This is a genomic window from Devosia naphthalenivorans (genome assembly GCF_003056355.1).
Classification (GTDB): Bacteria; Pseudomonadota; Alphaproteobacteria; order Rhizobiales; family Devosiaceae; genus Devosia; species Devosia naphthalenivorans.
In genome coordinates, this window is the sequence record NZ_PYVW01000005.1 from 108,279 (window position 1) to 120,882 (window position 12,604).

At 63.0% G+C, this 12,604-nt stretch carries 12 protein-coding genes; 5 read left to right on the forward strand and 7 right to left on the reverse strand.

Annotated features, from left to right (window positions below):
• Nucleotides 1-108: 108 nt before the first annotated feature.
• From purU to C8264_RS09355, 5 genes are all read right to left on the reverse strand, one after another.
• A complete protein-coding gene (purU, locus tag C8264_RS09335) occupies nt 109-963 on the reverse strand; it encodes a formyltetrahydrofolate deformylase (protein ID WP_108460796.1) in 855 nt (284 codons plus the stop codon).
• Nucleotides 964-1,262: 299 nt separating this feature from the next.
• Nucleotides 1,263-2,072 (reverse strand): ABC transporter permease subunit, encoded by an 810-nt coding sequence (locus C8264_RS09340; protein ID WP_108460719.1) that lies wholly within the window; start codon nt 2,070-2,072, stop codon nt 1,263-1,265.
• On the reverse strand, nt 2,073-3,035 hold the full coding sequence (locus C8264_RS09345) for an ABC transporter permease subunit (RefSeq protein WP_108460720.1): 963 nt from the start codon (nt 3,033-3,035) through the stop codon (nt 2,073-2,075).
• Between the two features lie 36 nt (nt 3,036-3,071).
• Nucleotides 3,072-4,220, reverse strand: a complete 1,149-nt coding sequence (locus C8264_RS09350) for an ABC transporter ATP-binding protein (protein WP_108460721.1) — start codon at nt 4,218-4,220, stop codon at nt 3,072-3,074.
• Nucleotides 4,221-4,414: 194 nt separating this feature from the next.
• On the reverse strand, nt 4,415-5,506 hold the full coding sequence (locus tag C8264_RS09355) for a polyamine ABC transporter substrate-binding protein (protein WP_108460722.1): 1,092 nt from the start codon (nt 5,504-5,506) through the stop codon (nt 4,415-4,417).
• A 425-nt stretch (nt 5,507-5,931) separates the two neighbouring features.
• Between C8264_RS09355 and C8264_RS09360 the strand changes: the two genes are divergently transcribed.
• Nucleotides 5,932-6,867 carry a pseudouridine-5'-phosphate glycosidase gene (locus C8264_RS09360; RefSeq protein ID WP_108460797.1) on the forward strand — a complete coding sequence of 312 codons (936 nt, stop codon included), beginning with the start codon at nt 5,932-5,934 and terminating at the stop codon, nt 6,865-6,867.
• Entirely contained in the window at nt 6,864-7,748 is an 885-nt protein-coding gene (locus tag C8264_RS09365) for a carbohydrate kinase family protein (RefSeq protein WP_108460723.1), read from the forward strand. The genes C8264_RS09360 and C8264_RS09365 overlap by 4 nt, the downstream gene beginning before the upstream one ends.
• A gap of 530 nt (nt 7,749-8,278) precedes the next feature.
• Here C8264_RS09365 and C8264_RS09370 read toward each other — a convergent pair.
• Nucleotides 8,279-9,676: a M20/M25/M40 family metallo-hydrolase gene (locus C8264_RS09370; protein WP_108460724.1), complete on the reverse strand. Its 1,398-nt coding sequence runs from the start codon at nt 9,674-9,676 to the stop codon at nt 8,279-8,281.
• A gap of 123 nt (nt 9,677-9,799) precedes the next feature.
• Between C8264_RS09370 and C8264_RS09375 the strand changes: the two genes are divergently transcribed.
• The gene (locus C8264_RS09375) at nt 9,800-10,576 is read left to right on the forward strand and encodes a FadR/GntR family transcriptional regulator (RefSeq protein ID WP_108460725.1); all 777 of its coding nucleotides are present in this window, start codon (nt 9,800-9,802) and stop codon (nt 10,574-10,576) included.
• Between the two features lie 14 nt (nt 10,577-10,590).
• Here C8264_RS09375 and C8264_RS09380 read toward each other — a convergent pair whose 3' ends face one another.
• Nucleotides 10,591-11,361, reverse strand: a complete 771-nt coding sequence (locus C8264_RS09380; protein ID WP_108460726.1) for an SDR family NAD(P)-dependent oxidoreductase — start codon at nt 11,359-11,361, stop codon at nt 10,591-10,593.
• 166 nt (nt 11,362-11,527) lie between these two features.
• Between C8264_RS09380 and rhaM the strand changes: the two genes are divergently transcribed.
• The gene (rhaM, locus tag C8264_RS09385; RefSeq protein WP_108460727.1) at nt 11,528-11,845 is read left to right on the forward strand and encodes an L-rhamnose mutarotase; all 318 of its coding nucleotides are present in this window, start codon (nt 11,528-11,530) and stop codon (nt 11,843-11,845) included.
• 12 nt (nt 11,846-11,857) lie between these two features.
• A complete protein-coding gene (locus C8264_RS09390; RefSeq protein ID WP_108460728.1) occupies nt 11,858-12,604 on the forward strand; it encodes an SDR family NAD(P)-dependent oxidoreductase in 747 nt (248 codons plus the stop codon).

Genomic DNA, 12,604 nt, shown 5'->3' on the forward strand with positions numbered 1-12,604 from the left:
CCTCGGGCCTGACCCGAGGGCCGTTCAGGGAGCCCTTGCCGGGGCGGTTGTCCCGGCGGGACGTGGCCCTCGGGTCAGGCCCGAGGGAAGCACGGTGGGTGGGGTGCCTTACCCAAACACCACGGTCTTCTTCCCATTCAACATCACCCGGCTTTCCAGGTGCAGCTTGACGGCGCGGGCCAGCACCCGGCTTTCGATGTCGCGGCCAGCGGCGACGAGATCGTCGGGGCTCATGGCGTGGGTGACGCGGGCGGTTTCCTGTTCGATGATCGGGCCCTCGTCGAGGTCCGGGGTCACGTAGTGGGCCGTGGCGCCGATGATCTTGACGCCGCGCTCATGGGCCTGGTGATAGGGTTTGGCGCCTTTGAAGCTGGGCAAAAACGAATGGTGGATGTTGATGACCTGGCCGAACAGGCGGGTCGACAGATTATCGGACAGCACCTGCATGTAGCGCGCCAACACCACCAGGTCGGCGCCAGATTGCTTGACCAGGTTAAGCACCTGCTCCTCCTGTTCGGCCTTGGTCTGGGGCGTTACCGGCAGCAGGTGGAATGGAATGCCTTCGGCTTCGGCGAGCTTGCGGGTGGTGTCGTGGTTGGAAATAACCGCCGCGACCTCGGCATCGAGCCAGCCAACCTGGATCTGGTAGAGCAGATGGCGCAGCGTGTGGTCGAACTTGGAGACCATGATGACGATGCGCTTCTTGCGCGCTTCCTCGGTCAGGTTGGTCTTCATGGAAAAGCGCTCGATGGGCGATTTCAGCGCCCGCTCGATGGCTTCGCGGTCGACGCCTTCGGGCGCGGTAAAAGCCAGGCGCATGAAAAAGCGGCCGGTTTCGCGGTCCCAGAACTGGTTGGATTCGGCAATATTGGCGCTGAGCGCTGCCAGTTCGGTGGTGACGGCCGCCACGATGCCGGGACGGTCGGCGCAGCTCAGGGTCAAAACGAAATTGGCCGGGGACATGAATACAGCTCCAGGATTGTTGCGAGCGGTATCAATGGCTTGGTCCCATTCGTCAAGGGACAACAAAAAGGGCTGCCCCGAGGAGCAGCCCTTCCTGAGTAATTCGGCCTCGAGGCCTGGAGGTGTGCTAGGCGGGCATCCCCGTCACCAGCACTTCAAATCCATGACCTTTAACGAGCGCCGTATTCTCAAAAGACATTGGATCACCTCCTTCGCGTTGGTTGAACATGGGGGAATGGTGCCCGGCTTTTCGGGGCTTGTCCAGTCACACAAATGTCACGCTGGCAGAGGGAACCCATTCATGCCCGCGCCTTCCTGGGACGCGAACGCAGCTGCAGCAGCGTCGCGGCCAGCACGCCAAGGGCGACGATGCCGATGATGATGGTGGCGAGCGCATTGACGTCCGGCGAGACGCCCAGGCGGACCTTGGAGAAGATCACCATGGGCAGGGTGGACGATCCCGGGCCCGAAACGAAGCTGGCGATCACCAGATCGTCGAGCGACAGCGTGAACGCCAATAGCCACCCCGAAACCAGCGCCGGGGCGATGATGGGCAGGGTGATGTCGAAGAACACGCGGATGGGCGTGGCGCCGAGGTCCATGGCGGCTTCTTCCAGGCTCAGGTCGAGATCGGACAGGCGCGACTGTACCACCACCACGACATAGGCCGTGCAGAAGGTGGAATGGGCGATGACGATGGTCATCAGGCCACGCCCGGCCGGCCAGCCCAACGTTGCCTCCATGGCAACGAACAGCAGCAATAGCGCGAGGCCGGTGATCACGTCCGGCATGACGAGCGGTGCGGATGCCGTGCCGGCCAGAACCGTGCGCCCACGGAATTTGCGGAAGCGCACCAGCGCCACGGCACACAGCGTTCCCAGCACCAGCGCGATGGAAGCGGCAGCGAATGCCACCTGCACGCTGAGCCAGGCGGCGCCCAGCATTTGCGGATCGGCCAGCAAAGCGCCGTACCATTTGGTCGAGAAGCCGGACCACACGGTCACCAGATTGCTTTCGTTGAACGAAAACACCACCAGCGAAACGATGGGGGCATAGAGGAAGGCAAAGCCCAGGCTTGCCGCTATAGGGAGAAACCAGCCGCGCCGCATCTACTTGGCCCTTTCCCGGTCCTGCACCGCATCCTGCGCCTTTTGCAGCAGCATGATGGGAATGACCACCACCACCAGCATGGCGACCGCGACAGCGGAAGCGCGCGGCCAGTTGGTATTGGCAAAGAACTCGTCCCAAAGGACGCGCCCGATCATCAGCGTCGATGGTCCGCCCAGGAGCGCGGGAATGACGTATTCCCCGATGGCGGGGATGAACACCAGCATGGAGCCGGCAATGATCCCCGGCATGGACAGCGGCAGGGTGATGGTGAGGAAGGTGCGCAGCGGCCGCGCGCCCAGATCCGCCGACGCTTCCAGCAGCGCGCCATCAAGCTTCACGAGGTTGGTGTAAAGCGGCAGGATCATGAAGGGCAGGTAGGAATAGACGATGCCGACATAGACGGCGAAATCGGTCTGCATCATCACCAGCGGCTCGATGCCGAACAGCCCGAGGAAATTGTTGATGACGCCATTGCCGCGCATGAAGCCGGTCAGCGCATAGACGCGCAACAGGAACGAGGTCCAGAACGGCAGGATCACCAGCATCAGCAGGATATTGCGCCACTGGTCCGGCGCACGGGCGATGGCATAGGCCATGGGGTAGCCGATGCACAGCGCGATGACCGTCGAGATGAACGCGATCTTGATCGAGGACAGATAGGCCGAGATATAGAGCCCGTCGGTGAACAGGCGGATATAGTTGTTGAGATGCAGGGTCAGCTGCACCGTGCCGTCCTCATTGGTGAGGAGCGGGGTATAGGGCGGGCGGCCGAACTGCTTGACCGTCAGCGAAATGCCGAACACCACCAGCAGCGGCACGAGGAAGAACACGGTGAGCCAGATGGCGGGCGCAGCAATCACCAGCGCCTTGCCGGAGAGCCCGACAGCGGCGAGGCCGCGTTCCACCACGGTCCAGGGACGCCGCGGGCGCGGCGGTGGGGCTTCGGTGTCAAAGCTGGACATGGGATGCTCCAGGCAGAGGAGTGATGGGATAGTCCATCATACCGTCAACACCGATCCGGCATTGTCGTCCCAGCTGAGATAGACCTGTTCGTCCCAGGTGATCGAGTCCGGATTGCCGCGCACGGTGTTGGTCTGAGTGACGCGGATATGCTTGCCGCTTTCCAGGCGCACCTGATAGACGCTCATGTCGCCGAGATAGCCGATTTCCTCGACGATGCCCTGGGTGACATTGGCGTCTTCGGCATTTTCCGGCTTGTCGCGGCTGAGCGTGATCTTTTCGGGCCGGATTGCCCACCACAGGATCTGGTCGGGCGCGCAATCGACGCCGTGGCCGACGAAGATATCGCAGCCCAGTTCGCCCGAGCGGATGCGGACATGGTCGGGCTCGTCCTCGATGACGATGCCTTCCACCATGTTGACCGAACCAATGAAGCCGGCGACGAATTTGGAATTGGGGAATTCATAGATGTCGGTCGGTTCGCCAATCATGGCGATTTCGCCCGAATTCATCACCCCGATGCGGGTGGCGAGCGACATCGCCTCTTCCTGGTCGTGCGTCACGACGATGAAGGTCACGCCCAGCGTTTCCTGGATCTTGACCAGTTCGAACTGGGTTTCCTCGCGCAGCTTCTTGTCGAGCGCGCCAAGCGGTTCATCGAGCAGCAGGAGCTTGGGCCGCTTGGCGAGCGCACGAGCCAGGGCCACGCGCTGACGCTGGCCACCCGAGAGCTGGTGCGGGCGGCGCTTGCCATAGTCCTGCAGCTTCACAAGGCTGAGCAGTTCCGCGACACGGTTGTTGATTTCGGCGGGCGGCAGGTGATCGCGCTTGAGGCCATAGGCGATGTTCTGTTCCACATTCATGTGCGGGAACAGCGCATAGCTCTGGAACATCATGTTGACGGGGCGATTATAGGGCGCCACCTCCGTCATGTCCTGGCCGTCGATCTCGATGCTGCCCGAGGTCGGCTGCTCGAAGCCGGCCAGCATGCGCAGCAGGGTGGATTTGCCCGAGCCCGAACCGCCCAGCAGGCAGAACAGCTCCGACTTGTAGATATCCAGCGACACATCCGAAACGGCATAAACGTCACCAAATCTCTTGGTGACGTTCTTGATGCGGACAAACGGTTTCGCATCGGGATCGCGCCAGGGGCGGGTGTCGATAGCAAGTTGCGGTTTTTTAGCCATCTAGAGTTCCTAACCGCGTTGGCGGCGAGCAGTTGTGTCTGGCACCATCGCGTCCATCCACCGGGCGGTACCTCCCCCTTGACGGGGGAGGCCAGGAGGGGGTGTCGGTTGGCCCCGATATGCGGGCCAGCCATCCCCCACCCTTGATCCCTCCCCGCCAGGGGGAGGGTGTCGACTGCGGCATATGAGGCAGATTACTGGCCGGTTTTGATGCGGGTCCAGGTGCGGGTCAAGACCTCTTCGTAGTCGGGGCTGTGCGCGCCCAGAACGAAGGCCTTGGCGATGGTTTCCGCCGGGGGGTAGATGCCAGGGTTGTTCTTGACTTCCTCGTCCACGAACTCGATCGCGGGCAGGTTGGGGTTGGCATAGAACACGTAGTTGGTGATCGCGGCCACGACTTCGGGCTCAAGGATGTAGTTGATGAACTTGTGCGCGTTGTCCGGATGCGGGGCATCGGCGGGGATGGCGAGGAAATCGAACAGCGTCGCCGCGCCTTCCTTGGGGATCACATACTGCACTTCGACGCCCTGGTTGGCGGCAGCAGCGGCGTCGGCGGCGATGAAGATATCGCCCGAATAGCCCAGAGCCAGGCAGATTTCGCCATTGCCCAGATCGTCGATGTATTGCGAGGAATTGAAGTAGCGCACGAACGGCTTGATGGACGTCAGCAGTTCCTCGGCCTTGGCGAGATCCTCTTCGCTTTCGCTGTTTGGATCGAGCCCGAGATAGTGCAGGGCAATGCCGACCACTTCGGAGGGGCTATCGAGCAGGCTGATGCCGCAGGAGCTGAGCTTTTCGGCATATTCGGGCTTGAAGATCAGGTCCCAGCTGTCGAGCGGGGCATCGGTACCCAGGGCTTCGGTCACCTTGGCGACATTGTAGCCAAAGCCGATGGTGTTGATCATGTAGGGCACGGCATGGGCGTTGTCGGGGTCCTGGGCCGTTGCCGTCTGCATCACTGCGGGATCGAGATTGCTCAGATTGGGCAGCTTGGACTTGTCGAGCTCAAGGATCAGCCCGGCCTGGATCTGGCGCTCGAGGAAATTGCCCGAAGGCACCACGATGTCATAGCCGGACGAGCCGGCCAGCAGCTTGGCATCGACAATCTCGTTGGTATCGTAGACGTCGTAATTGACCTTGATGCCGGTCTCCGCCTCGAAATTGGCGATGGTGTCCTCGGCGATATAGTCGGACCAGTTGTAGACGTTGAGCACGGGCTCTTCCTGGGCCAGCGCGGGGCTGGCGACCATCAGGGCACCGAAGGCAAGGGCGAGCGATTTGTTCATTGTGAAAAGAGCTCCTGTGCAGGGTCGTTCGATTGAGTGATGGGGCGCCAGGCGTGCAGCATGGAAACAGGTCCCCGTCCGCTAGGCAGGGTGAGCGGCACGCGCTTATCTTTGAGTGAACGGCAGGCGGGAAAGAAAGGATGCGGCAATCCGACGCCCGGAGGCGCCGGCAAACTTTGCTGAACTCTGCCCGGAGCGGGGCGCGTATCGATCGGTGGATGGTGCCCGATCAACAATGAGCGTCTGCAGCGAAGTGCCCTTTCTCGCCAGAATACCGGGGGGACCCTAAAACCAAATCCGCCCCGCGACAAGCGCCTTTGCCCATGATTTTCGGGGGGTTGACGCGTTGCGGCAACCGGGCCCAAATCCCCCCCAAACAGGGCCGCAATGGCTCAAGCACCAGATCGATGAAGCGAGCCATTTTCATGAGCGCCAAAGCCTATCTCTCCATCAGCCCGGAAGTCCGCCATGCCCTGGGCGAAGGCAAGCCCGTAGTGGCGCTGGAATCCACCATCATAACCCACGGCATGCCCTATCCGCAGAACCTGGAAATGGCCAACAATGTGGAGGCGGTGATCCGCAAGCATGGGGCCACGCCGGCCACCATCGCCATCATGGATGGCCGGTTCTGCGTCGGCGTGTCGGGCGAGGATCTGGAGCGGCTGGCGCTTGAAGGCGGCAAGGCCGCCAAGGCGTCGCGGCGCGATGTGAGCGCATTGCTTGTGCAGGGTGCGGTGGCGGGCACCACGGTTGCCACCACCATGCAGATCGCGGCGCTTGCCGGCATCCATGTGTTCGCCACCGGCGGTATTGGCGGCGTGCATCGGGGCGCCGAGGAAACCTTCGATATTTCGGCGGACCTGGAAGAGCTCGGCCGCACCCCGGTCGCCGTGGTTTGTGCCGGTGCCAAGTCGATCCTCGATATCGGCAAGACGCTGGAAGTGCTGGAAACCAATGGCGTGCCGGTCCTGGGCTATGGCACCGAGGATTTCCCCGCATTCTGGGCCCGAAAGAGCGGCCACAAGGTGGATCACCGGTTCGACGATGTCGCCGATATCGCCAAGGTCATGCAGACCCAGATCGCCCTGGGGCTGGGGGGTATCCTCGTCGCCAACCCGATCCCCGAGGCAAGCGAGCTTGATGCGGAGGCCATTGAAGCGCGGATTGCCGAAGCGATTGCCGGCGCCGAACGGGAAGGGGTGTCGCGCAAGGCGCTGACGCCGTTCCTGCTCAAGCGCATTTTCGAGCTCACCGAAGGCAAGTCGCTGGTCGCCAATATCGCGCTGGTGGAAAACAACGCCATGGTGGCCGCCCAGATTGCCAGCGCAATGGCCAGGAAGCCGGCGACCCTGCGCGCATGAGCGGCCGCGTCCTGGTCGTCGGGGATGTGATGACCGACGTGATCGTGGTGCCGGAGGGGCCGATCGTTAGGGGCAGCGACCGGCGCGCGACGGTGCGCAGCCGTCCCGGCGGATCGGGCGCCAATCAGGCGGTGTGGCTGGGGGCCATGGGCGCCGACGTGGTGTTTGCCGCCCGGGTCGGGGCTGGCGACCGGATGGGCTACGAGAATTATTTCCGCGGTCTGGGCGTCGTGCCGGTGCTGGCCGGTGACAAGGCTCAACCATCGGGCGTGCTGGTCACCATTGTCGATCCGGACGGGGAGCGCAGTTTCCTCACCGACCGTGGCGCCAATTTGCATCTATGCGCCGAGGACCTGCCGGAAAACCTGCTGGACGAGGTCAGCATGGTGATGGTTTCAGGCTACAGCTTTTTTGCACCCGGACCGCGGGAGGCGGTGCAGGGATTGTTCGCGCGGGCCCGGACGCGCGGCATCGCCATTGCCGTCGATCCGGCGTCGGTGGGTTTTCTCCATGAAGTGGGCCCGGCAGAGTTTCTGAAATGGACGGCGGGAGCGGACTGGATCTTTGCCAACCAGAGCGAAGCCGAAGCCCTGACGGGAGCCGCCGGCCATGAAAAGCAGATCGCAGCGCTGAGCGCGCAGTTCGGCAATGTGGTGATCAAGCGCGGTGCCGAGGGCGCCGCCCTGGGCGGTCGCGACGGCGTGCGGGTTAGCCTGCCGGCCCAGCGGGTCGAGGTGGTGGACAGCACCGGCGCCGGTGATGCGTTTGCTGCGGGGTTCATCGCCGCGCATCTGGCGGGCGAGGATGAGCGGACGGCGTTGGCAAAGGGGATCGAGGCGGGGGCAAGGGCGGTGCAGAGCCTGGGTGGGCAGCCGGGGTAAGCGAAGTGGTTCGCTGCTGGCCCCCAGGCATGACGATCGGGAGTGTGGGACCTCCTCGCCGGTCACAATCCGTGTGTGGCACCATCTCACCCACCCATCGCGCTTCCCTCGGGTCAAGCCCGAGGGCAGAATGGCGTTTTTGATTATATCTCCTCCACCCACAATCCCGTCCCTCCCCCTCCCAGGGGGAGGTCAGGTGGGGGTCCTTCGTCCGATAAATAATCTATCCATCTTCTCCCCCCTCCATCCCACACACACTATCCTTCCCATACCAACCTCACGCCCAGCGGGTCGCGCGAACCGGCTAGTGTTGTTGTCAGATGGGGCGGGGATGTCGTGATCCCTGCAGGCAAGCGGAAGTGTCGCCGGGGCTATTGACGCTCCGAGGCCAGAGTCGCGCGCGCCGCAAATCCCATCGCATGTGGCGGGGCTCTGTCTCACACACTAAACTATACCGAGGCAGGGCCTCGCCACGTGCACGCTGACCCAAACCGCCCTGCCATTGGCCGGACGGCGCTTCGGGGTGCCGTTTAGACCTGCGCCGCGAACGCTGCCAGCACGCGCACCCAGGAGCGGATGCCGCGATGGTAGCTGTCGAGATCGTATTTCTCGTTGGGAGAATGGATCTGGTCGTCGACATGGGCAAAGCCGATCAGGAGGGTATCGAGATCGAGGATGCGCTTGAAATCGCCCGCCACGGGGATGGAGCCGCCCGAGCCGGTGATCACAGCCTGCTTGCCCCATTCGCCGGAAAGCCCTTCGAGCGCCTGGCGCAGATGGGTGCCATCGCTGGGCACGGTGATGGCCGGCGAGCCGCCATGTTCGGTAAATTTTACCGAGCAATCGGCCGGAATGCGATCCTGCACATGCTTGCGGAAGGCGGCGCGGATCTTGACCGGGTCCATGCGCGAGACGAGGCGGAAGCTGATCTTGGCGCTGGCCTTGGCGGGAATGACCGTCTTGAAGCCATCGCCGGTATAGCCCCCGATGATGCCGTTGATCTCGCAGGTGGGCCGTGCCCAGATCATTTCGAGCACCGAGCGGTCCTGTTCGCCCGCCGGCACGGAAAGGCCGGCTTCGCCCAGGAATTTCGCTTCGTCGAACCCCAGGCCCTGCCATTGTGCCTTCAGTTCGGGGCTGATTTCGGCGACGTCGTCGTAAAACCCGGGCAGGGTGACGCTGCCATCGGGTGTGCGCAGGCTGGCGATGATATCGGCCAGCACCTGGTTGGGATTGCGCGCGGCATTGCCGAACATGCCCGAATGGAGGTCCTTGTTGGCGCAGGAGATTTCGATTTCCTCGCCGACCAGGCCGCGCAGCATGGTGGTGACGGATGGGGTCTGGCGGTCCCACATATCGGTGTCGCAGACCAGCGCAATGTCGGCGGCGCCCAGCTCGTCGCGATTGGCCTGCATGAACGGGGGCAGGTTCTTGCCGCCCGATTCTTCCTCGCCTTCGAGCATCAGCGAGATGCGTACCGGAAGGGAACCCGTCGCCGCCTTCCAGGCGCGGCAGGCTTCGATGAAGGTCATCATCTGGCCCTTGTCGTCCGAGGCGCCGCGCGCCACGATGATCTTGCGGCCATTGCTGTCGGTCTTGAGTTCGGGCTCGAACGGGTCGGTGTGCCACAGATTGAGCGGATCGACCGGCTGCACGTCATAGTGGGCATAAAACAGCACATGGGTGCCGTCCTGCTCCGGGCCATGCGCCACAACCACGGGATGGCCGGGCGTCGGGCGCGCCGAGGCATCAAAGCCGATGCCGTTCAACTCGGTTACGATCCAGTCCGCGGCGCGCTGGCACTCGGCGGCAAAGGCCGGGTCGGTCGAGATCGATTTGATGCGCAGCAAGTGATAGAGCCGCTCCAGGCTCGCATCGAGATTGCTGTCGACATGGGCGAGAACGGCGTCGAGTTGGGCAGCGGACATGGGCGATTCCTTTTTGCGCTACCCTTGCGCAGCGACGCCTGCGCTGTCCAGCACAAGGCTAATTCATATTGTAACACTTATTGTCGCGTGCTTAGGTCCGGCCATGGCAAGCGGGGGCAAATAATGGTGGAGCGGGACGCACAAGGCGGCACATCCGGCGATCTGATCGCCTCGATTGCGGGCCGCGTACCGCTGCGCAATCTGCATTCGCAGGTGCTCTGGCAATTGGGCGTGGCCATTGTGGGCGGGGTTTACCGCGAGGGCGAGATTTTGCCGTCCGACACCGAGTTGCTGCAGCGTTTTTCCGTATCGCGCACCGTGCTGCGCGAGGCGCTCAAGACGCTCGCCGCCAAGGGCATGATCGAGGCGCGGGCCCGGGTGGGCACCCGCGTGCTGCCGCGCAAGCGCTGGAACCTGTTCGACGCCGATGTGCTGGCCTGGCACTTCGAAACCGGGCCGGACGTGGCATTCCTGCGCAGCCTCTCGGAAATCCGCATCGGGGTCGAAGTCGAATCAGCGGCTCTTGCCGCCGAGCGGCGTACCGCTGAACAGGCGGCGGCGCTGATCGCCTGTGCCGATCGCCTAGGCGAAGCCCGCACGCCCGAAGAGTTCGCCCGCACCGATCTTGAATTTCACCGCGCCGTGGCCGAGGCTTCGGGCAATCCGTTCATGGCCTCGATCAGCGCGCTGGTGGAACTGGCGCTGACGGCGGTTTTCACCATCAGTTCGCCCATGCAGGACCAGGAGGCCATGACGGCGACGGTCCGCGCCCATGGCCGGATCGCCCAGGCCATCAAGGCGCAGGATGCCGAGGAAGCGCGCGAGGCGATGAAGGCGGTGATCGCCGAAGGGTTCGGCCGTGCCTCGGGGCGGATGGACAAAACCTCCAGCGCGTCCTGAACGGCGTGAAACCGCTAGGTGTGGGCCCAGCCGCCATCGACCACGAATTGCTGCGCGGAAATCATGGCGCTGTCCTCGGACGCCAGGAACAGCGCCATGCGCGCCACATCCTGGGGATAAAGGCGGCCGGCCAAAGCCTGGTTGGAATCGATCTGGCGTTCGCTTTCCTCATCGACCCAATGGGTCAGCTGCCGCTCGGTCATGATCCAGCCGGGCACCAGCGTATTGACCCTTATGCCCGATTTGCCCAGTTCCCGCGCCATGGAGCGGGTCAGCCCGTGCGCTGCGGCCTTGGCCGTCTCGTAGACCGGAATACGCGGGCTCATGATCATCCAGCTGATCGAGCCGGTATTGATGATCGAGCCACGCTTGGCCTTGACCATGCCGGGGGCCACCGCCTGGATGGCAAAGAAGGCATGCTTGAGATTGACCGCCATGCGGTCGTCCCAATAGGTCGGGGTGACCTCGGCCCAGTCGTGGCGGTCGTCATGGGCGGCATTGTTGACCAGCACCAGCGCGTCGCCATGGGCCTGGGCAAAGCCGGCAATGGCCGCCTGGTAAGCCTGCATGTCGGTAACGTCGCAACGGGCAAACCGCGCGGTCATGCCCTGCGCCACAAGGTCCGCCGCCAGGGCGTTGCCCGCGTCATCCGCTATATCGACAAAGCCGACCTTGGCGCCCTGGGCTGCGAATTCGCGCACCAGGAACTCGCCAATGCCGCTGGCGCCGCCGGAAATGACGACGGGTACGCCGGCAAGCGACGGATAGCGTGCATATTCAACCATGGGCAAGCGGGCTCCTCTGCGGTGCGATTCTTCTTAGCGCCTGTGAACTTAAGCAAAGCTTGCACGAAACACTATGGCGCTTCAAAGATGGAACGCTATCCCCATGAAGTGCGCTGGCGCACCGCGTCCGACTCGTTCATTTTTGCACCGCAAGCAGGAGAAGCTGATGGCTGAACGCGTGGCCTTTCGCATGCGGGTACATCCCGACAAGATCGCCGAATACAAGAAGCGGCATGACGAAATCTGGCCCGAGCTGGTCAAGGCGCTCAAGGACGCAGGCGTTTCGGATTATTCCATCTGGCACGATCCCGAAACCAACTATCTGTTCGCCACCCTGATCCGCGCGGACGATCACACCATGCCCGACCTGCCCAAGACGGATGCCAACCGTCGCTGGTGGGACTTCATGGCCGATGTGATGGACTATAATGACGATGGCACCCCAACCACGGTCGACCTCGCCGAAGTCTTCCACCTTCCCTGAGCCGGAGAGAACATGAACCAGATCGATCTTGAAGGCCGCGTTGCCGTCGTTACCGGTGGTGCACAGGGGCTCGGTTTCGCCATTGCGCAGCGCCTTGTGCGCTCGGGCGCCAAAGTCAGCCTGTGGGACATGAATGCGGAACTGCTCGCCAGTGCGCGGGCCGAGCTGGGCGACGCCGCCTCCACCATCCTTGTCGACATCACCGATTATGAATCGGTGGCAGCGGCGACGGCGCAGGTGGAGCAGGAACTGGGGAGCCTCGATATTATGGTCAACTCGGCTGGCGTCGCCGGTCGCAATGCTCCGCTCGATGAATATGATCTCGAGGAATGGCACCGGGTCATCAATATCGACCTCAACGGCGCCTTCTACGTCAATCGCGCCGTGCTGCCGGGAATGAAAGCCCGCAATTACGGGCGCATCGTCAACATTGCGTCCATTGCCGCCAAGGAGGGCAATCCCAACGCGTCTGCCTATGCCGCAGCCAAGGCGGGTGTCGTGGGCATGACCAAGGCCGTGGGCAAGGAGTGCGCCCAGTACAATATCGCCATCAATGCGATCACGCCCGCCACGGCCAAGACGCGCATCCTCGATGAACTCAAGCCCGAGTTCATCGACTATATGCTCAGCCGCATTCCACGCGGTCGGTTCCTCGAAGTCGAGGAAGCGGCCAATATGGTGGCCTGGCTGGTGTCAGCTGAAAACAGTTTCACCACTGCCTCGGTGTTCGACCTCTCAGGCGGCCGGGCAACCTACTAA

Excerpts from the sequence above, each read along its gene's own strand:
- purU (WP_108460796.1), bottom strand. The coding sequence starts at position 963 with ATGTCCCCGGCCAATTTCGTTTTGACCCTGAGCTGCGCCGACCGTCCC.
- C8264_RS09340 (WP_108460719.1), bottom strand. The coding sequence starts at position 2,072 with ATGCGGCGCGGCTGGTTTCTCCCTATAGCGGCAAGCCTGGGCTTTGCC.
- C8264_RS09345 (WP_108460720.1), bottom strand. The coding sequence starts at position 3,035 with ATGTCCAGCTTTGACACCGAAGCCCCACCGCCGCGCCCGCGGCGTCCC.
- C8264_RS09350 (WP_108460721.1), bottom strand. The coding sequence starts at position 4,220 with ATGGCTAAAAAACCGCAACTTGCTATCGACACCCGCCCCTGGCGCGAT.
- C8264_RS09355 (WP_108460722.1), bottom strand. The coding sequence starts at position 5,506 with ATGAACAAATCGCTCGCCCTTGCCTTCGGTGCCCTGATGGTCGCCAGC.
- C8264_RS09360 (WP_108460797.1), top strand. The coding sequence starts at position 5,932 with ATGAGCGCCAAAGCCTATCTCTCCATCAGCCCGGAAGTCCGCCATGCC.
- C8264_RS09365 (WP_108460723.1), top strand. The coding sequence starts at position 6,864 with ATGAGCGGCCGCGTCCTGGTCGTCGGGGATGTGATGACCGACGTGATC.
- C8264_RS09370 (WP_108460724.1), bottom strand. The coding sequence starts at position 9,676 with ATGTCCGCTGCCCAACTCGACGCCGTTCTCGCCCATGTCGACAGCAAT.
- C8264_RS09375 (WP_108460725.1), top strand. The coding sequence starts at position 9,800 with ATGGTGGAGCGGGACGCACAAGGCGGCACATCCGGCGATCTGATCGCC.
- C8264_RS09380 (WP_108460726.1), bottom strand. The coding sequence starts at position 11,361 with ATGGTTGAATATGCACGCTATCCGTCGCTTGCCGGCGTACCCGTCGTC.
- rhaM (WP_108460727.1), top strand. The coding sequence starts at position 11,528 with ATGGCTGAACGCGTGGCCTTTCGCATGCGGGTACATCCCGACAAGATC.
- C8264_RS09390 (WP_108460728.1), top strand. The coding sequence starts at position 11,858 with ATGAACCAGATCGATCTTGAAGGCCGCGTTGCCGTCGTTACCGGTGGT.